15 protein-coding genes and 1 tRNA gene are annotated in these 18,654 nt (G+C 51.3%); 8 read left to right on the top strand and 8 right to left on the bottom strand.

The features are described from left to right. Positions 1–46: 46 nt before the first annotated feature. Positions 47–736 carry a phospholipase D-like domain-containing protein gene (locus AB1L42_RS12065; protein ID WP_367055402.1) on the bottom strand — a complete coding sequence of 230 codons (690 nt, stop codon included), beginning with the start codon at positions 734–736 and terminating at the stop codon, positions 47–49. Between the two features lie 182 nt (positions 737–918). On the opposite strand from AB1L42_RS12065, the gene AB1L42_RS12060 reads away from it, so the two are divergent. Next, complete coding sequence (locus AB1L42_RS12060; protein WP_367055399.1) at positions 919–2,442, top strand: arylsulfatase; 1,524 nt, start codon at positions 919–921, stop codon at positions 2,440–2,442. Positions 2,443–2,524: 82 nt separating this feature from the next. Here AB1L42_RS12060 and AB1L42_RS12055 read toward each other — a convergent pair whose 3' ends face one another. Continuing rightward, the gene (locus AB1L42_RS12055) at positions 2,525–3,352 is read right to left on the bottom strand and encodes a sulfotransferase (RefSeq protein WP_367055396.1); all 828 of its coding nucleotides are present in this window, start codon (positions 3,350–3,352) and stop codon (positions 2,525–2,527) included. A 468-nt stretch (positions 3,353–3,820) separates the two neighbouring features. Between AB1L42_RS12055 and AB1L42_RS12050 the strand changes: the two genes are divergently transcribed. Beyond that, entirely contained in the window at positions 3,821–4,423 is a 603-nt protein-coding gene (locus AB1L42_RS12050) for a sulfotransferase family protein (protein ID WP_367055393.1), read from the top strand. Positions 4,424–4,555: 132 nt separating this feature from the next. Here the strand turns inward: AB1L42_RS12050 and AB1L42_RS12045 are convergent, their stop codons facing one another. Together AB1L42_RS12045 and AB1L42_RS12040 are read right to left on the bottom strand one after the other, a co-directional pair. Continuing rightward, a complete protein-coding gene (locus tag AB1L42_RS12045) occupies positions 4,556–5,809 on the bottom strand; it encodes a serine/threonine-protein kinase (protein WP_367055390.1) in 1,254 nt (417 codons plus the stop codon). 87 nt (positions 5,810–5,896) lie between these two features. After that, positions 5,897–6,547 (bottom strand): sigma-70 family RNA polymerase sigma factor, encoded by a 651-nt coding sequence (locus AB1L42_RS12040; protein ID WP_367055387.1) that lies wholly within the window; start codon positions 6,545–6,547, stop codon positions 5,897–5,899. A gap of 184 nt (positions 6,548–6,731) precedes the next feature. Between AB1L42_RS12040 and AB1L42_RS12035 the strand changes: the two genes are divergently transcribed. After that, a complete protein-coding gene (locus AB1L42_RS12035; protein ID WP_367055384.1) occupies positions 6,732–8,249 on the top strand; it encodes an arylsulfatase in 1,518 nt (505 codons plus the stop codon). A 117-nt stretch (positions 8,250–8,366) separates the two neighbouring features. On the opposite strand, the gene AB1L42_RS12030 is transcribed toward AB1L42_RS12035, so the two are convergent. From AB1L42_RS12030 to AB1L42_RS12015, 4 genes are all read right to left on the bottom strand, one after another. Next, a complete protein-coding gene (locus AB1L42_RS12030) occupies positions 8,367–8,840 on the bottom strand; it encodes a 3-hydroxyacyl-ACP dehydratase FabZ family protein (protein WP_367055381.1) in 474 nt (157 codons plus the stop codon). A 237-nt stretch (positions 8,841–9,077) separates the two neighbouring features. Next, complete coding sequence (locus tag AB1L42_RS12025) at positions 9,078–9,467, bottom strand: acyl carrier protein (RefSeq protein ID WP_367055378.1); 390 nt, start codon at positions 9,465–9,467, stop codon at positions 9,078–9,080. Positions 9,468–9,755: 288 nt separating this feature from the next. Further along, positions 9,756–10,511 carry a 3-oxoacyl-[acyl-carrier-protein] reductase gene (fabG, locus tag AB1L42_RS12020; RefSeq protein WP_367055375.1) on the bottom strand — a complete coding sequence of 252 codons (756 nt, stop codon included), beginning with the start codon at positions 10,509–10,511 and terminating at the stop codon, positions 9,756–9,758. Positions 10,512–10,733: 222 nt separating this feature from the next. Continuing rightward, on the bottom strand, positions 10,734–11,234 hold the full coding sequence (locus tag AB1L42_RS12015) for a 3-hydroxyacyl-ACP dehydratase FabZ family protein (RefSeq protein ID WP_367055372.1): 501 nt from the start codon (positions 11,232–11,234) through the stop codon (positions 10,734–10,736). Between the two features lie 450 nt (positions 11,235–11,684). On the opposite strand from AB1L42_RS12015, the gene AB1L42_RS12010 reads away from it, so the two are divergent. The 5 genes from AB1L42_RS12010 to AB1L42_RS11990 all read left to right on the top strand — a co-directional run bounded on the left by AB1L42_RS12010 (position 11,685) and on the right by AB1L42_RS11990 (position 18,575). After that, positions 11,685–11,758 (top strand) — tRNA-Arg (locus AB1L42_RS12010). Between the two features lie 431 nt (positions 11,759–12,189). Continuing rightward, a complete protein-coding gene (locus tag AB1L42_RS12005; protein ID WP_367055369.1) occupies positions 12,190–13,218 on the top strand; it encodes an aldo/keto reductase in 1,029 nt (342 codons plus the stop codon). Positions 13,219–13,275: 57 nt separating this feature from the next. After that, positions 13,276–14,688 carry a sulfatase-like hydrolase/transferase gene (locus tag AB1L42_RS12000; protein WP_367055366.1) on the top strand — a complete coding sequence of 471 codons (1,413 nt, stop codon included), beginning with the start codon at positions 13,276–13,278 and terminating at the stop codon, positions 14,686–14,688. A 127-nt stretch (positions 14,689–14,815) separates the two neighbouring features. Further along, positions 14,816–16,936 (top strand): arylsulfatase, encoded by a 2,121-nt coding sequence (locus AB1L42_RS11995; RefSeq protein WP_367055363.1) that lies wholly within the window; start codon positions 14,816–14,818, stop codon positions 16,934–16,936. Between the two features lie 187 nt (positions 16,937–17,123). Further along, on the top strand, positions 17,124–18,575 hold the full coding sequence (locus AB1L42_RS11990) for a sulfatase (RefSeq protein ID WP_367056641.1): 1,452 nt from the start codon (positions 17,124–17,126) through the stop codon (positions 18,573–18,575). Positions 18,576–18,654: the final 79 nt, after the last annotated feature.

The raw sequence follows: 18,654 nt of genomic DNA, 5'->3' as shown, positions 1-18,654 counted from the left end.
ATGGACGAGTTTGATTTCAAAGGAGGGAGGAGTTGGGGTTGAGTGCTTAACGGTAACGAATCCACATGTCCTGGAACAGTTTGTGAAACGAGTCGACAAGATGGTCGTCGTTCGTGATCACGATGTTTTCCTCGTTGTGATCGGCTGCGGAACGCGTCCAGTTGTAGCTCCCGCAGAGCAAGATCGACTCGTCGAACAATGCAAATTTGTGATGCATGTGATACGGGCTGTTGTCGATCGCGACCTCGATTCCGATTGATGCCAGACGTTCAATGTCCGATCCCGTGTCCGATGACTTTTCGTCGTCGGTGATGATCCTGACAGCGATTCCGCGATTGTGAGTCTCAGCGATGACTTCAGAAATTTCGTCGTCGGTAATCGTAAAAACACAGATGTCGACTGCGTTTCGCGATTGTCTCAGAAGAGATCGAATCCGACTGCGACACCGATTTCCCGGACTGAAGTAAGCCTCTGTCTCGACAACGTGTCCTTTCTCTTCGGCTGGTCTAAGGGTTCGGATGACGTCTTCCAGCCAGTCAATGACCGCACCCTTATCGAGGGCTGTCGGAAGAGTTTCTCGAACCAGATCGAAGGCTTCATGTCGATAGACATCAAGTTCAGTTTGAGCTGGCCGCATGTCTTTAAGCACGCTCTTCAGCGCTTTCCGTTCCCCTCGTGACAGTCGTTGATCATCGAGTGTCTGGGAGAGAATTTCGCGAAATTCTTGTGCAGTCATGTCATTTCTCATCGAGCTGTTTTTTGCGGACACGGCAGCGACGCCATGCTCATACTACATTCGTTTTGCCGAACCGCAGCGTAGCGGAACAGGCTGAAGATCTCTTCTCTGCTTGCAAGTTTGCGTTCACTATGAAAGATTGATGTTCGTTGATGTCAGTCGTTCACGAGGGAACCATGAAGATGAGAAAACCGCTGTTGAATCTGTGTGTGGCGATCGTTCTGAGCACTCTTGTGTCCAGTTCAGTAGAAGCGGAGGATCGTCCCAACATCGTCTTGATTATGTGTGACGACATGGGGTTTTCTGACATCGGATGCTATGGAGGCGAGATTCGGACTCCAAACATCGACCGCCTGGCACGGGAAGGAATGCGATTCACGCAGTTCTACAACAACGCGAAGTGTACGACGACCCGTGCATCACTTGTGACCGGATTGTACCCGCGAAGAACTGGATCGCTCTTAAATTCGGAGATGGTCACGATTCCCGAAGTTCTCGGGAAGTCAGGGTATCACAATGTGCTGAGTGGGAAGTGGCATCTTGGAAGTCGGGCTCCGCATCGGCCATCTGATCGCGGATTTGATAGTTACTATGGTCTCTTAGATGGCTGTTGTAATTTTCACGATCCCTCAATTCCGGACCCTGATTTTAAGGGAGGCAGAGTTCGCTGGTTCGGCGAAGATGACGAGCGGATCACATCGTTTCCTGAAGGATTTTACACGACCGATGCCTTCTCGAACTATGCGTGTGAGGCGATTCAGGAATCTGTTGAAGCAGAGAAGCCCTTCTTTCTGCACGTTTGCTACACAGCCCCTCATTATCCTCTGCATGCCAAGCCTGAAGACATCGCTTACTATCGTGGAAAGTATCTGAATGGCTGGAGCAGCTTGCGACAGCAACGCTACGAGCGGCAGTTGGAGATGGGGCTTCTTGATCCAGCGTGGGAACTGCCTCCGCCAGACCCTGAAGTCGAGGATTGGGACTCTCTAGCCAATCGAGAGTATATGGATCACCTGATGGCGACTTACGCTGCCATGATTGAATGTATGGATCGCGGCATCGGACAGATTCTGGAGACGCTTGAAGATCAGGGTGTCTCGCAGAATACAGTGGTCATGTTTCTCTCTGATAACGGAGGGTGTGCGGAGCTGCCTGGCGGGCTCGATGAAAGCCGCGTCCCCGGAGTTAAGGATTATTATACCTGCGTTGGACCGGGTTGGGCGTATGCACAGAACACTCCGTTTCGTCGATACAAGCAGTGGGTTCACGAAGGGGGAATCTCGACGCCATTCATCGTGCGGTGGCCAGAACGAGTTGCTGAGAATTCATGGTGCCGAGAAGTTGGGCATATCATCGATGTCCTGCCAACCTGCGTCGAACTCGCTGGAGCGGAATATCCTTCGGAATACAACGGCGAGAATATTCATCCTGCGGATGGAATCTCGTTACTTCCGCTTTTTGATGGACAAACACGGACCGGACACGAGCAATTGTGCTGGGAGTGGAACGGAAACCGAGCCATTCGCCGAGGTGACTTGAAGCTCTGCTGGGATAAGAAGGTCCAGGAATGGGAGCTCTACAACATCGTCGATGATCGGACCGAGATGAACGATCTCGCGAGTGCACATCCCGAGCTAGTCGAACAAATGTCTCAGCAATGGTTCGACTGGGCGGACGAGACCGGTGTGCGTCATAAGAAAGACTAAATCCGTCTTGCTCTTGTAGCACTCGTCGGAATTCGTACTGTTCGGTAAGTGCAATGACTGTTGGACCAGCTCGTCGACGTGGTCAAGCGGCGTTGGTGCGTAGTGATTCTCGATATTCAGTTGCCCATGCATCATCTGATTCATATCCCAGATCGATTAGTCGGTCCGTCAGTTCGGGAAACGAATCAAGAAGTTCGGCAATACGATCTCGGTGCTGAGCACCTCGCCAGCGTTCAATCGACTTGGTCTCAAGCGGTCTGACACCGTTGAGCGCTGCCTTATCAAATCCGGCAGGCACGTTTTGATGAAATGAGGTGAACGGCTGAGTGAATTCCAGTCCCGTGTGTGCTGCAATTTGTTGCTGAACGCTGTCAGCATTGGTGACGAGATCTTCGTATTTGATCGTCAGGACGTCTTGTTGATGCGTCTGGCGTGTCCACTCCGTCCAGATGCTTTTCCACCGGTCGACGCTAACGTAATACTCGCCGGGAACATTTTCGTGCATCGATGTCAGCACCGCGCGGGGATCACGTGTGAAGAGCACAAAGCGAGGAGTTGCGGGAAAGCGGTTGTAGCTGGCACGAATCTGATCGAGATCGAAAATGTCGTTCGGGCGTTTTGAGACGACTGTCGGTTCTCGCTTGATCACGTATTTCGTGACACGCAATGCACGTTCTTCTTTTGGAAAAGCCTGAACGTTTTCCGAACACGTCTGAATCATCAACTGACAGAGAGTTGTTCCACTTCTCGGAAAGCCACACATCACGACATGAGTCTTGAATCTCTCGAAGAAAACGCCTCGGTTGGACAGATTCGCAAGCGGAATATTCGCAAGGTTTGTGAACTTCTTGACCAGTCGATGCAAAGGGTTTTGCGACGGTGTGGCAGGGCCTTCGTAGAAAATCGACATGTGTCATTCTCGAATGTATGGACGATGCTTCTCTTCGTCACGTTTGTCGCGAAACGGTTACCTTCGTGCGGTGAGCTGTGAGGTCGCTCTTGGGGGCGATCCGTACTTGTCGGAGTTCGTTTCTTCAGATGAAAGGAGCCATTGCTGATCCGAATCGCTGCCAACTGATGACGGAGTGGCGATAGTAAGTTTTCAGGGGAATTGCTATCAAGAGGAATGTTTTCGGCACGGCAAGCTGTACTCGATGGCAAATCGGGCGGCCTGCACCACGTCATCAGATGGGGAAGAGAATCGCCTGACGCAGAAGTCATGTTGCCCGTTTTCCGTGATTCGCCTACATTCGGATCCGTCGTCTTCTGAGAACTCGTTGCTCTCGATTTGTGGTCAACTTTCAGGTATCGATTGATGTGATCTGAGGACGACACTCAGGATCAAAGTTAGAATTTTGTTGCAGTGAACAGGTGATCTATGGACGGATCGAAAGTGTTTTGCATTGGCTTTCACAAGACCGGGACGACAAGTCTTGCAAATGCTTTGACGTTGCTCGGGTATCGGGTAACCGGCCCTAACGGCGTGAGAGATCCGGAGATCGCACAAAATGTCCATTCGATGGCGTTCGATCTCGCTGAGAAATTCGACGCGTTTCAGGACAATCCGTGGCCGATTCTTTATCGCGAAATGGATCTGCGGTTTCCGGGAAGCAAATTCATTCTGACGCTGAGAGATTCCCAATCGTGGATCAAAAGCCAGGTCAAGCATTTTGGTGAGAAAGAAACACCAATGCGTCGCTGGATTTATGGAGTTGGCTGCCCTGTTGGGAACGAAGAGACCTACATTCAACGCTACGAAAAACACAATCGAGAAGTTCTCGCCCACTTCAAAGATCGTTCGAAAGATTTCATGACCCTCGACCTCAGTCATGGAGACGGCTGGGAGCAGCTTTGCCGCTTCCTCGGAAAAGATGTCCCGGATGTCGAATTCCCTCACGCCAACAAAGCGGCCGATCGCGAAAGAAAGCAGTCGAGTTGGTTTAGAATGTTCCGTCGTTTGAGACTTCGAAAAGCAAGTTAGAAAGCCGGTCAAAAAGAACGCGACGCGCAGCCTCGAGCAAGTTGCTCTTTCCTATGCACTCGCTTGCACTGTTTCACATGTTAAGAGCCTGTGCTTGCTCGTGCGTGATCGTGCACACTGAACAAAAATGCTCTAAAACCAATCGCGAATTTGTCGCCACAGCCCTTTGGGCTCGTGGGATAGCTCGGAGACAAGCTTCAAAAGCTCTCCATAAAGTTCGTTGGCGGTCAGGTATCTGCGGTTCGGGCTCCGATCGAGGCACTTGCGGATCACTGCTTCCAGTCGAGTTGGAATGCTCGGATTAATCGACCGGGGAGTTGGCGGATTCGATGTCGTGATCTGGCGGATCATCTCTGATTTTGAAGTCGAATCAAAAGCTGGTTGAAGCGTACAAAGTTCGTAGAGTGTCGCTCCGAAAGAGTAGATGTCCGTCAGTTCATTCGTGATCCCGTCGAACTGTTCAGGAGCCATGTATCTGAGCGTTCCTGCCACGGGAAAAAACTGGTCGTCGAGAAAGCGTTCTCGTCCCAAAGCGAGTCCAAAATCTGCAACCCAGACGGTTCCAGAACGGTCGAGCAGCAGGTTTCCAGGTTTGATATCGCGATGCAATGTTCCCTGCCGGTGGGCGTAGCGGATGGCATTGACGATTTGCACAGCTAGCTTGACGATTTGCGGCCAGTTGTCTCGTTTCAAGAGTTTTCTCGAACTCCCTGAATGTGACTTAGCCGCCCTGTTCTCTTGGCCAAACTCTTTGCCATGAACGGTCGTGATTAAGTCTTCGACATCAACGGTCGAGTCCACACCTTTCCAGTAAGCGATCAGTTTGTCGAGGCCAACTCCTTCAATGAGCGGCATGACGTAATAAAGCCGTCCGTCCTCTTCGCCAAAGCTGAAGACTGGAACGATATTTGGATGTTGCAGCTGCGCTGCTGTTCGGGCTTCGCGGTGAAACTGCTGAGACCAATTCGTTTCCTGCTTAAACTTCCATGGAAGGAGCTTCACTGCGACTCGCCGGTTGATTGGGGCTTGCTCTGCTTCGAAAACAACACCCATGCCCCCACGGCCAATCTCGCGAATGATCTTGCAGTTCCCGAGATGAGAAATATCAAATTCGTCGGGAAGCGGATGTCGGACGACCTGATTTTCCTTCTCGGCCTTCCACCCCTCCATTGCCATGATCAGCGGAAGGAACTCACGGAGTTCGTCTTCCATCTCAGGGTGCTTCTTGATGAACGATTCCAGATCGACCGGCTGGCCGCTGCGGACTTGATCCAGAAAGTTTGAAGCAACTGTCTCCAGCGGCACGCGGGCGTGTGACTCAACTCGACGAGGCAGCCCAACAAGCTGAGAGTGGTCGAGATTGTCTGACGATTCAGATTCGCTCATGTGTCGCTCAATACGACGTAAAGATGTCGATTTTTCGGAGAGTGATTCAGATCGTTCTCCACGCTCACGGGATCAATAGAAAGCTTGTTATTCAAGATCATACTCTTGAAAACCGGGGATGGCGATCAGGATCTTTTTAAGTCGACCGAGTGCGCGAACGTATCTCAGACTCGCTGCCTGTTCTGACAGATTGAGCACTGTTGCGGTCTCACTGTTTGTCAATTCTTCGAAGTGGCGCAGAGCGAGGACTTCGCGATCGAGGTCACCCATCGATTCCAAAGCGACACTCAATTGCTGCGACAGTTCCGCGCGAACCGCAGCATTGCTGGGTGAGGTGAGATGTCCGAGGAGGTGATGCGAGAGCGAGAACGATGTCGACTTGGAACTCCATCCACCGCTGACAGAACGGTCCCGGCTGGCGTCTCTTGCTTTAGCTCCGAGATGACGTCGGTGGACATCGACCATCGTTTGATTCACGATGAGCCGCAGCCAGATGAAGAATCCTTCCGGCGAGTCATGCAGAAAGTGTTCGATTCTCTTCTCAGCATTGATGTATGACTCTTGCAGAATGTCGTCCGCATCGACCCGGCCCACCAGTCGGGTGTCGAGTCTGAAATTGACGATTCGCCACAGACGATTTCTATGAAAATCAAAAAGCTTGCCCAACGCTGCCCGATCACCGTGGATCACTTGCGCGACTAACTCTTCAACCTCGGATTCTGACAATGGGTCATTCATTGATTCGTTGTACCGCACACTGACTGCAAAGTGCCTCTTTCGTGATGACGGAATTCTGTAATGTTAGGGCCTTGCGATGTTGTGAAGAATGTCTTTATGCAAGAATAGTACGAATTGTCTTGCACAAGATGAAACCTGATTTGTTTTCGACTCTTATTTTCCGCTGACCAGAAAGAGAGATTAGATGATAAAACAGATGCGCCCGCTGCGAGAAATCTCTTCAGCCATCGTTACTGCAGTCGTCATGATTGCCTGTTACGAAGCTACCGCCGCTGAAACCATTCCGACGAAGCCGAACATCGTCTTCATTCTTGCTGACGATATGGGCTCAGGGGATGTTCAGGCTCTGAATCCTTCGTCGAAAATCCCGACTCCGAACCTCAATCGCCTTGCTGAGCAGGGAATGACGTTCACCGATGCGCATACGCCTTCGGCGGTCTGCACTCCGACACGCTATGGAACGTTGACCGGTCGCTACTGCTGGCGGACAAAGTTGACGAGTGGCGTTCTCAACGGTTACGGAACACCTCTCATTTCCCCGGAACGGACAACTGTCGCCGAGTTCCTGCAGAGTCAGGGATACACCACCGGAGCAGTTGGCAAGTGGCATCTCGGGTTGGGATTCGCCAAAGAAGGGAAGGACTTTGATTTCTCAAAGCCTGTTTCTGACGGTCCTCATACGCATGGCTTTCAAGAGTCGCACATCATCCCAGCATCTCTCGATTTCCCGCCGTACGTGTTTATCGAGGACGGAGGAATCACTCAATTTCCTGGTATCACTCAACCTGCTCAAAAGTTTCCGAAATTTCTTCGCAAGGGAGAGCGATCGGACGACTTCGTCATGGAGGAAGTCCTGGATCACTTGCTCGATCGAGCGACAGCATTTGTGTCTGATCATGCTGATGATGAGTCACCGTTCTTTCTCTACTTCCCTCTGACAGCTCCGCACAAACCTGTCTGGCCGCATCCGAAATACGTCGGAAAGACAGAGTTGGGGCCATACGGCGATTTCGTACATCAGGTGGACGACATTGTCGGACAGTTTCTGAAGAGCCTGGATGATTCAGGAGTAGCTGACGAGACACTCGTCATTTACACGAGCGACAATGGATCATTCATGTACCGCTATGAAGATGGTCGTCCGGATCATCTGGATGATGAATCCGTTCAGGGATATCGACCGGAACATCACACGGCCAATGCCAAGCTGCGCGGAACGAAAGCGGACATCTGGGAAGCTGGCCATCGCGTGCCGTTTTTCGTTCGCTGGCCGCAAGTCGTCCGAGCTGGATCGATGTGCGATACGCCAATCTGTCTCACCGACTTCTTCGCGACTGTTGCAGACATCAACAACGCTCCGCTTGAAGGTGATACTGCTCCAGACAGCTTCAGTTTCCTGGAGTGCTTGCAGGAGAAAGAACTCTCCACACCGCGTCCTCCCGTCATCAATCACTCAGTGAATGGGACGTTTGCCATTCGTGATGGGGATTGGAAACTCGTTTTGAGTGATGGCTCCGGCGGTAGAGAAGCACCGAAAGGCAAGCCGTTTCAAAAGCCATATCAGCTTTACAATCTCAAGTCCGATCTTGGCGAGAAAGAGAACGTGATCGATCAGCATCCTGAGATCGCTGAAAAGCTCGAACGCCAATGCCAAGAAATTCGCGAAGCTGGCCACAGTCGCATCGCTGGCGCTGGTCAATAACTGAGTCCGGTTCGAGTGGCCATTTCCCAACGAGAAGTGGCCACTCAGCGACTCGGGCGAGATCGATCTAAATCGATCAATCGGATGTCGAATAGAATCGATGACGGTGGCTTCATCTCAATCGTTGATACCGGATTCTGCGAGAACGCCTGCGAGTCCGACTTCGACGACGTTTTTCTGATTGACACCTTTCGGAATCCCAGCATCTTCTTCGGTGACGTGTGCAAAAACGATCTCTGCTTCTGCGACGAGTTCGTCTCCACAATGGGCGACAACAGAGGTCATGCCGCCTTCTTCCCGAGCATCGGTCAGAGTCGCTGTGTAGATCAACTGATCACCCGGACGCACTGGCCGATGTGACTTGAACTTCGGCACCTTCGCCAGAAACACCAAGTACTTGAACTTGTGCGATTCACCGAGAAGGATTCCACCCGTTTGGGCCATACCTTCCATGATCAGAGAGCACGGCATCACCGGAAACCCGGGATAGTGATCGTGCAGATGCTCTTCTGAGAGTGAGACGTTCTTGATCGATCGAGCCTGTTTTCCGCTCTCGAACTCGATGAACTTATCAATCCAAAACCATCTCATCTCTTCTGCCTTCTTCCGACAACGTCAGTGTCTTTGAGTCTCGATCACAATGTCAGCATGTTCGCGTTGAATCATACTGAATGAAATCGTGATTCAACACCGGAACGAGTTCTGAACGAAAAACGACCGCATGCCAGAACATGCGGTCGTCATGAAATCAGCTTCAATTCACTTCATTCGGCTCGCACATGAAGCTGAAAAGTGTTCATGCGAGTCCAGAGAAGCGAGTCAATTGCTTTAGCTGTCCAGCTTGCTGCCGATGAACTTGCAGATCATGTCGACAGTGAAAAGATTCTGGACGTTTGAGACTGCTGGATCTTTCGCGAAGCTGTCGATGTCTGCGTGAGGCATCTTTTCTCGCATTTCGGCGATCCCTGTGTCGGTGACTTTGCCATCAACGACGAAACCTGAGTCTGCTGACGCAAGATTTTCGGGGAAGAGTTCTCCACGAGGAATCTTGATGTCGAATGCTTTTTCCAATCGAAAAACGATGTCGAGGAAGTCGATCGACTCTGCACCCAAATCGCCAATCAGAGTTGCTTCGGGAGTGACTTCGTCTTCGTCGACTCCGAGAGCGTCTTCGAGTACTTCTCGAATCTTCTCAAACACTTCTTCTTGATCTGCCATATCCACGAACTCCAAAGTCAATGTTCGAGTCAATACGACTCACTTCCCACCGTCAATTCCCAACCAAGGATGAGTTCACAGACAACGGTGAGAATGCCTCGAACTCGAATTGATTTGAATTCACTCTTATTCGGAATCGGTCGCGAAACCCACTTTCTCGACACATTCCTGGCGTGAATCCCTACATCAACCAGACATTTCTGGCACGGCAAGCCACAGTCGTCGCTTGCCTCTATCATCAAATAGTTTGAACGAATCAACAAGGTCAATTCGTTCTCAGAGAGCTACTTAAAATCCACCGAGGGTCAATCCGCCGTCAACGGTCAGGACATGCCCGGTGATGTATCCCGCTTCTTCGCTCGCCAGAAAAACAACCGCATTGGCGATATCTTCAGGTTTTCCAAGACGTCGAACGGAGATGCGCTTTTTGATTTCGTCTTCAGCTGCGTTTCGGACAGCGACTGTCATGTCTGTTTCGATGAAACCTGGAGCGACGGCATTCACGGTGATATTGCGTCGACCGACTTCTGTGGCGAGACATCGGGTCAATCCCTGAATGCCCCCTTTGCTCGCGGCGTAGTTGACTTGTCCCTGATTTCCGAACTCGGCAGCTACGCTGGAGACGCTAATAATGCGGCCATATCGCTGGGACATCATTTGTCGCATGACCGACTGTGCAAAGTTGTAAACGCCGGTCAGATTGGTGTCGATGACAGCTTGCCAGTCTTCTTTCTCCATCGTCGCTAGCAGGCCATCTTTGATGATTCCCGCGTTATTAACGAGGATATCGATTCGTTCCCACTTCTCGACGACTTCCGAGACGATCCGTTCAGCGTCGTCCTTGCTGGAAACATCGCCCTGAATCGCGAGGGTTTCGAGGTTTTGTTCGGCCAGTTCAGAAACCATCGCGTCAGCGGCTTCTTTGCTCGAGCGATAGACGAATGCGACTTTCGCACCCGCTTTTGCGAGTCCTTCCACGACAGCTTTGCCAATTCCCCGGCTTCCGCCTGTCACCAACGCGACACGTCCTTCGAGCTTGAACATTTCTTCCTCTCAGCCTGTTCGTTCTGGTATCCCAGAACATGTTTTAAGATTGAGTTCCCAATGAAACACGAGGTCTCGCGCTCTTCAGGTGTATCGACGACAGTAACCTGTTGAGCAAAATGTTGGGATCGAATTCATCCGTTTCGGATGAGTTCGTGTTTCAGTCGATTCGCATATTTTTCGATGAATCACGAAGAGCAGGGCCATTTCCGAAAAGGTCAACTAAACAGATGACGCCTTCGTGAGTTCTTCTCCGCCCAGCGTCGCGAAGAGTTCTTTCGCGTGCTGAGTCTGTAATTCATCGCCGGATGCAATCTTCGGATACTGGTCCGCAAGATTGAATTGTGTGAGCGTCAGCTTGGCACTCACGATATTGGTATCATCGACAGAACCAGCTGCTTTGAATGTCCAGCGGGTTCCGTCGTCGTCTTTTTTCTGAACTCGGCAATCGATGGTCATCGAATTCCCGGGTGCGAGAAACTTGTTGAACTTCACTGCTTTCGCTTCTTCGAGAAGCACAGTGCTGTAAGCGAAGTCGCAAGAATAACGCATCAACCAACCGCAACTCTGGACAAGTGACTCCACCAGGAGAACACCGGGCATCACAGGAAATCCAGGAAAGTGGTCTTGAAGGTATTCCTCAGCAAGTGTCAGGTTCTTGATCGCGGTGATTGACTCATCACGCTCAAGTCCGGTGATTCGATCAATCAACGAAAATCGCATGAATAACCCGAAAAATGAGTTCTTTGAATAGGTTCTGCAGGTCGAATCTGACAGGTTCGAGTGGAGGACAAGTTCTCACCAGCAGTGGCAAGATTGTACCGCGAGCCTGTTGAAGCACATCTCACCCAGCACAAAGTCGGCTGGCAGTTTGCGCACCGCAACCACTGGGTCAATTGACCAAAGGCGAAATATAGGCCAATCGATGCTTCAGTACAACTGGATGCACCTCTTCCAGCTTCCGATGAACCCTTGCCAACTCAGGACGAACAAGCTGAAGAACAGACTTCTCCGGGAATTTGCACGGATCGATCGTTGCCCCCCGCTGGTATCCCAAGAGTCTTCTGTCTAATATTCCCTCGACTCAATCCGTCCCGATTCACGTTCTGGGTTTTTACTCAAGTTGTAAGTCTCCAGCGTGAGAAGGTTTCGGGAGATCATATTGAGTCCTTCGCGCCCGTAGCTCAGCTGGATAGAGCAGCGGACTTCTAATCCGCAGGTCGGGGGTTCGAATCCCTCCGGGCGTACTTCTATTGGGCTTTGAGTCAGGATCTGCTTCGATTCTTGGCGGTGGATGCAATTCCGGGCTTTAGGGTTCTTCTTTCATCGGGCTGGCAACGCTCAGAGAGCCGGTCGACTTTGATGTGTCGCAAATCGTTAGTCTGATGTCGCATTCTATTCTCGACATGTTTTGATTTGATGGGAGAATCTTCTCCTCGTTGCAACCCCACGAGTTTCGCGAAATAGCAACTATGTTCGACAGCCAACTTGCTGTGCGGTCGCAGAATCGGCTGTTTTGAAGTTGCTACAGAATGGAATTCGGTGATATTGGCATGACGCAAATCGTGCCAGCATGTCGTTCGTTCTGATCGTGGACAGCGAAATAGGCTGGCGGAATGGCCATGAGTTGGTGAGCGATTCAAGCTGTGAGTGAGTCCAATCTCCGAGAGAATTTTTCATGGAAACAAGACAGCTCGGTCGAACCGGGATCGAAGTGAGCCTGCTCTCGATTGGCGGACTCTACACCTCTTCGCTGGCTGGAGGTGTGTCTGAGACCGAACGCATCATGCACCGGGCGATTGAGCTGGGTGTGAATGCAATCGACACTGCCCCCGCTTACGCAGACAGCGAAAGAACTGTCGGGCAAGCCATTGCAGGCACCGATGCTCCACTGGTCATTACGACGAAACTCGGCGGACGTCCTCAGCCATTCGATCCGCAAGATCTGAGCGGGTTGCGTGAGTCTGTCGAGGAAAGCTTGCGACTTCTCGGACGTGATCAGATTGATGTTCTGATGATTCATGAACCGGATCGTCCACAACAATATCCCTGGTGGACAAGCTATGACCCGTTGGACGGACCTGTTCTTGAGCTCATCGATGACCTGAAGGCAGAGGGGAAGATTCGGTTCAGCGGGCTCGCGGGTACGACCGTGACGGAAATGACATCGTTGATTCAGAGTGACTGTTTCGATGTCGTCCTGACCGCTTTCAACTACAACGTTCTGTTCCGAGAAGCTGCTGAGACCGTAATTCCCGCAGCTGCGGAACACGACATGGGAATCGTGTTGGGGTCGGTGTTTGGCCAAGGCTTCCTGACTCGACGTGCCGAAGTCGAAGTTCGCGAGAAACCGTTCTGGCTGGCAGAAACGAGAAGGCAACAGTTATTGGCGTATTACGATCTGCTCGATCAGTTGGAGATGCCAGCCTACGAGTTGTGCCTCCGATTCGCGGTGTCGAATCCTGCGATTTCGACGATTCCGATCGGTTGCAAGACTGTCGAGCATTTGGAGGCGAGCGTTGAGGCTGTCGAAAAAGGTCCTCTCTCTGAAGAAGTTCTCATTCGAATCGATGATATCGCCGCCATGGTTCCTCGTCGTCCATGGGAAGAACCCATGATTCTTCCATTCGGAAAAGATTACTATGGTCCGGGGATCGCCAATATGGGAGCGGCAGTCCAAGTCGGGAAATTAAAACTCGAAGTGTGAGCGACCCTGTGAATTGACTGGTCTTGTTCAGACTTTTTAGAGAGTGGAATTCGATTGATGAAGTGCTCTGTGGCTTTGCTTTTTGTTCTGAGCGTTGGATTCGAAGCGGCTCAGTATCCCGTCGAGATACAAGCTGACGATCGACCGAACATCATTATGCTTTTGGCGGACGATCTCGGTTATCGAGACCTCTCCTGCTTTGGAAGTCCAGCAGTTAAAACTCCGCATCTTGATCGACTTGCAACCGAGGGGATGAAGTTCACGAGATTCTATGCGGGCTCCGCGGTCTGCTCTCCGACGCGTGCTTCTGTTTTGACGGGACGATATCCGCTTCGGTTTAACATCACTCGACACTTCAACGATGTAAACCGGTGGTTGCCGGAATCAGCAACGACGATTGCAGAGCTCCTTCAAGATGCTGGCTACAACACTGCTCATGTTGGAAAGTGGCATCTAGGAGGCTTGCACGTGAATGAGCACGGCGAGCGATTGACCGATCAGCCCGGGCCTCGCCAGCATGGATTCGACGTCTATCAGACGCAAATTGAACAGCAACCGTTGCGAACGGAAATGGGGCGCGATCGGACTCTCTTCCGAAATGGGGGAACGGTTTTGCTCCGCAATGATCGTCAGGTTGGAGCCGATGATCCTTACTACTCAAAGCACTTGACAGACGCCAATTGTGACTTCGCAGTCGAGCAGATCGAAGAGTTCGCCAAGCAAGATAAACCCTTCTTCCTCAACGTCTGGTGGCTTGTTCCGCATAAACCATACGAACCAGCTCCCGAACCGTATTGGTCAGAAACCGCAACGGACGGAATTAGTGATGATCAGCATCGCTTCCGTTCCATGATGCAGCACATGGATGGAAAAGTCGGTCAGATCTTGGACAAACTGGACAGCCTCGGGATTGCGGAGAACACGCTCGTTGTGTTCGCGAGCGACAACGGAGCTGCCTTCGAGGGTTACATCGGCGATTTAAAAGGCGGAAAGACAGATCTGCACGATGGCGGGCTGCGCGTCCCAATGATCGCCCGCTGGCCTGCTCAGATTTCGAGCCGGAAGGTCTCTGAATTCTTTGGTCACACGAACGATTTACTGCCTACGTTTTGCGAAGCAGCAGGTGTCACAATTCCTCAAGACATCTCGATTGATGGTCTCAGTCTGTTGCCGCATATGAAAGGTGAATCCATACCGGACTCCAGTAAACGTGGAACGGTCTTCTGGCAACTTGATCTCTATAAGAGCATGCAAAGGCATGAACCAAAACCGAAGCCATTCGCAACTGAAGTTGCCATGAACGGAAAATGGAAGCTGCTGGCTAAGAATGGAGAACCAGTTGAGCTGTTCGACATCTCCGTTGATCCCAACGAGAGGCGGAATCTGATCAGCGAACAACCTGAAGTTGTGCAATCCATGGTTGCAGAACTCAATGCTTGGTTAAACGCTCCTCGTGTTATACAAGAGTAAGCTTTCGCACCCGAGAGGTGGCTGGAGTGGATCGGTCGAATAGCAGCGATCACCGAAAGTGTTGTCTGTGACGGATTATGCTGATTCAAAGCGAATTACATCTGAAGAAATCTCGAGGAGGCGATCGATGACATCTCGATTCTCTTGGACTCTCTCACTCCTATCAGTTCTCTTTCTGGCCTTGGCTGGGGCGAGTGAAACGTGTGGGGCTGAGAAGACGCCGAATGTTGTTCTGATCTTTGTAGATGATCTCGGTTACGGAGATCTGGGTTGCTATGGAGCAACAAAAGTTCAGACTCCAAACATCGATAAACTCGCCGCCGAGGGGAGACGCTTCACCGATGCACATTCAGTCTCCGCAGTTTGCACGCCTTCGCGATTTGCATTGCTGACAGGTGAGTACCCCGTCCGGGCCAAAGATGGAATGGGGATTTGGGGGCCTGCTCCGGTGACATCTCCTTTGCTTGTCGATCCTGACAAAACGACAATTGCAGATCTCTTTAAGAAAAGAGGCTACGACACGGCAGCTTTCGGGAAATGGCATCTGGGGTTTAAGACTGGTTCAAATGACTGGCAGGCACCTTTAAGTCCCGGTCCACGCGATCTCGGTTTCGACAGCTATTTCGGTGTGCCGGTGGTCAATAGCGCCCCTCCGTATGTTTTCGTTGAGAATGAGCACATCGTCGGTAGTGATCCATCCGATCCGATTGTCCATGTCGGCCGAAAAGCTGACGAGGTCACTCCGATCACAGAGATTCCTCCAGAAGCTGCTCAGCGATCCGCGAATCAGTTTGGCGGTGCGATTGAGGCTCACAAGCGGTACAACGACTATGAGGTTGGCACAACTCTCGCAAATAAATCGGTCGAGTGGATTCGTGCACATCAGGACAATCCCTTCTTCCTATATCTCGCGACGACAAACATTCATCACCCATTTACACCTGCAGAGCGATTTCAGGGGACCAGTCAGTGCGGCCTCTATGGGGATTACATTCACGAGCTTGATTGGATGGTCGGTGAGATTCTCAATTGCCTCGATGAGAATGGGTTGGCTGACAACACGCTTGTGATCTTTACCAGCGACAACGGCGGCATGTTCAACCTTGGAGGGCAAAACGCATTCGATGCTGGTCACAGACAAAACGGCGAACTGCTGGGATTTAAGTTCGGTGTCTGGGAAGGGGGGCATCGTGTCCCGTTCATTGTGCGGTGGCCCGGCAAAGTTAAAGCTGGAACTGTTTCCGATCAGTTGATCGGTAACGTGGATATGCTCGCCACATTCGCAGCTTTGACTGACCAGGAACTCGAAAAAGCGCAGCAGGCCGATAGCGTCAACGTGCTTCCAGCTCTGCTCGGCGAAACCGAAGGGGCGTTGCGAGACCATCTCGTTCTGGCTCCGCATCAGGGGACACATCTCTCCATTCGAAAAGGGAAGTGGATGTATATACCCAAGCAAGGAAGCGGAGGATTCAAGGGAAAGAAGCCGGGCGATCACGCATTTGGCGGCCCACCTGCGATTCAGTTCGTGGGTTCAGTCAACAGCGACATTGAAGATGGAAAGATTCGAAAAGATGCTCCCCCAGCGCAGCTCTACGATCTCGAGACTGATCGAAGTCAGACTCGAAACGTTGTCAACGAACATCCAGCGCTCGTCAAAGAACTGGACGAACTCTTGAGTCGATACGCTCCGCCTGAAGTTGAGAAGTCGTCCAAAGCAGCTCCGAAGACGGCCGCCAGCCAAAGCATCCGGAGCACGACCTTCGACTTTGAATCGGGAGAACTCGCTCCATGGAAAGTGATCGAAGGAGAGTTCGGAAATGTCGTTGGGCAACGTGAGAAGTTCTTTCACAATGGGCAGGAATACAACAAACAGGGGCAATACTATCTGACGACTCTTGAGGCTTCGCCCGAAGCTGTGAAGGGATCGGATCCGCAAACAGGCGTGATTGTGTCCCCAATCTTCATCCCTTCAGAAAAGGCGATGACTTTTCGTGTCGGAGGAGGACAAGGGGGCCAGACATACGTCGCACTGTGTACTGCCGACGGGAAAGAGGTGTTACTCGCCCGAGGGATCAATAGCCAGGTCATGCAAATCGTGGAATGGGACCTGACACCATACCTTGGGCAACATGTGTATCTGAAAATTGTTGATCGATCGACGACCGGATGGGGGCATGTGACTGTGGACGACTTTCAATTCGATGCGAAAGTCTTGCCAGAGTATCCTGAACTCTCGGCAAATCCCTAGTCGGTTTCGTTGGTGAAATTCGAGTGGCTCATCTGAGCGTGATTATCCAAACCATCACCAGATGACTCTTAGGTCAAAACTACGTTGGTGGGGCGGACTTCAACAACTTACAAAACATGGTGCACAGTAAGACTTCAGTGAGAGACAGCTAGAACCTGCACTTGAACGGAACGAGGTGGTCATGAATATGAGAAGTGCGTTAATCGTCCTGTTCCTATGCACCTCATGGGCTGATGGGGCTGACAGGCCAAACTTTGTCGTCATCTTTACAGACGATCAGGGTTATGAAGATGTCGGCTGCTTCGGCGCATCCGATTTCGAGACACCTCGGCTTGATGAAATGGCTGAGCAGGGCATGAAGTTTACGAACTTCTATGCGCAGCCGATTTGCGGACCGTCGCGGGCAGCATTGATGACCGGGTGCTACCCAATGAGAGTCGCCGAACGGGGAAACACCAAACAGGTCCACCCGATCTTGCATGAAGATGAAATCACCATCGCCGAGGTGCTCAAAGCTCAGGGTTACGCGACGGCTTGTTTCGGAAAATGGGACTTGGCAAAACATGCACAGTCGGGATTCTATGTCGACCTGCTCCCTACGCATCAGGGCTTCGATTTCTTTTTCGGAACACCCACCAGCAACGATCGTATCGCGAATCTCTACCGCAACGAAAAATTAATTGAGCCGAAAACCGATATGGCGACGCTAACCAAGCGTTACACCGACGAAGCGATCTCTTTTATTGAGACGAATCAGAGTCGTCCGTTTTTTGTTTATATCCCACATACGATGCCGCACACACGTCTTGATGCATCCGCCGATTTTCGTGGAAAAAGCGAACGCGGGCTGTATGGAGACGTCCTCGAAGAAATTGACTTCAACGTGGGAAGAATTCTCGACACGATCGAAGAACTCGACTTGGCTGACAATACATATGTCTTATTCACCAGCGACAACGGTCCGTGGCTGATTAAAAACAAAGACTTCGCCAACGGTCGACTTCCCGATGACCATGGTGGTTCAGCCGGCAAGCTGCGAAGTGGAAAAGTCTCCACATTTGAAGGAGGAGTCCGCGTTCCCGCAATTCTCTGGGGGCCTGGTCGCGTTCCACCGAATACGACATGCGAGTCGATCGCGACGACAATGGATATCTTCCCAACGTTTGCAGCTTTGGCTCATGCGGAGGTTCCTGATGATCGCGTGATTGACGGCGATGACATTCGCCATCTCTTCCATGGAGAGTTCGACAAGGCCGATCCAGACAAAGCGTATTTCTACTATCTGCGGGTTCATCTTCAGGCTGTTCGTCAGGGAAAGTGGAAGCTTCATCTTCCTCGCGACAAAGAACCGATCGGGGCTGCACCCTTCAGTCGAAATAATCACATTGGCCCTGAAGATCGAGTCGGTTTCGATAGTCCGTTTCTCGTCGACTTAGAGAACGATTTGGGCGAAACGACAGATGTCTCCGATGAGAATCCACAAATCGTGGAGCGTCTGTTGTCACTCGTTGAAAAGATGCGAGAAGACCTTGGTGACTTCGACCGCGTCGGAAAGAACATGCGATTCTTTGACTTGGCTGGGGAGCGACCAGACGTTCCTCCGGTTCCGCAACCAAAAACTCCAGCAAAGCAGAAATAAGACGAGGTGTTGTCTTGATGTTCGAAGACGTTGAGAACTCGTGTTGCTGGATTCTAATTTCATTCATTTAGTGCCAAGA

Source organism: Thalassoglobus sp. JC818 (assembly GCF_040717535.1).
In the GTDB taxonomy this organism is placed as follows: Bacteria; Planctomycetota; Planctomycetia; order Planctomycetales; family Planctomycetaceae; genus Thalassoglobus.
The sequence above is the reverse complement of the archived record's forward strand: the minus strand, read 5'-3'. Positions and strand labels throughout refer to the sequence as shown.

Excerpts from the sequence above, each read along its gene's own strand:
- AB1L42_RS12065 (WP_367055402.1), bottom strand. The coding sequence starts at position 736 with ATGACTGCACAAGAATTTCGCGAAATTCTCTCCCAGACACTCGATGAT.
- AB1L42_RS12060 (WP_367055399.1), top strand. The coding sequence starts at position 919 with ATGAGAAAACCGCTGTTGAATCTGTGTGTGGCGATCGTTCTGAGCACT.
- AB1L42_RS12055 (WP_367055396.1), bottom strand. The coding sequence starts at position 3,352 with ATGTCGATTTTCTACGAAGGCCCTGCCACACCGTCGCAAAACCCTTTG.
- AB1L42_RS12050 (WP_367055393.1), top strand. The coding sequence starts at position 3,821 with ATGGACGGATCGAAAGTGTTTTGCATTGGCTTTCACAAGACCGGGACG.
- AB1L42_RS12045 (WP_367055390.1), bottom strand. The coding sequence starts at position 5,809 with ATGAGCGAATCTGAATCGTCAGACAATCTCGACCACTCTCAGCTTGTT.
- AB1L42_RS12040 (WP_367055387.1), bottom strand. The coding sequence starts at position 6,547 with ATGAATGACCCATTGTCAGAATCCGAGGTTGAAGAGTTAGTCGCGCAA.
- AB1L42_RS12035 (WP_367055384.1), top strand. The coding sequence starts at position 6,732 with ATGATAAAACAGATGCGCCCGCTGCGAGAAATCTCTTCAGCCATCGTT.
- AB1L42_RS12030 (WP_367055381.1), bottom strand. The coding sequence starts at position 8,840 with ATGAGATGGTTTTGGATTGATAAGTTCATCGAGTTCGAGAGCGGAAAA.
- AB1L42_RS12025 (WP_367055378.1), bottom strand. The coding sequence starts at position 9,467 with ATGGCAGATCAAGAAGAAGTGTTTGAGAAGATTCGAGAAGTACTCGAA.
- fabG (WP_367055375.1), bottom strand. The coding sequence starts at position 10,511 with ATGTTCAAGCTCGAAGGACGTGTCGCGTTGGTGACAGGCGGAAGCCGG.
- AB1L42_RS12015 (WP_367055372.1), bottom strand. The coding sequence starts at position 11,234 with ATGCGATTTTCGTTGATTGATCGAATCACCGGACTTGAGCGTGATGAG.
- AB1L42_RS12005 (WP_367055369.1), top strand. The coding sequence starts at position 12,190 with ATGGAAACAAGACAGCTCGGTCGAACCGGGATCGAAGTGAGCCTGCTC.
- AB1L42_RS12000 (WP_367055366.1), top strand. The coding sequence starts at position 13,276 with ATGAAGTGCTCTGTGGCTTTGCTTTTTGTTCTGAGCGTTGGATTCGAA.
- AB1L42_RS11995 (WP_367055363.1), top strand. The coding sequence starts at position 14,816 with ATGACATCTCGATTCTCTTGGACTCTCTCACTCCTATCAGTTCTCTTT.
- AB1L42_RS11990 (WP_367056641.1), top strand. The coding sequence starts at position 17,124 with ATGAGAAGTGCGTTAATCGTCCTGTTCCTATGCACCTCATGGGCTGAT.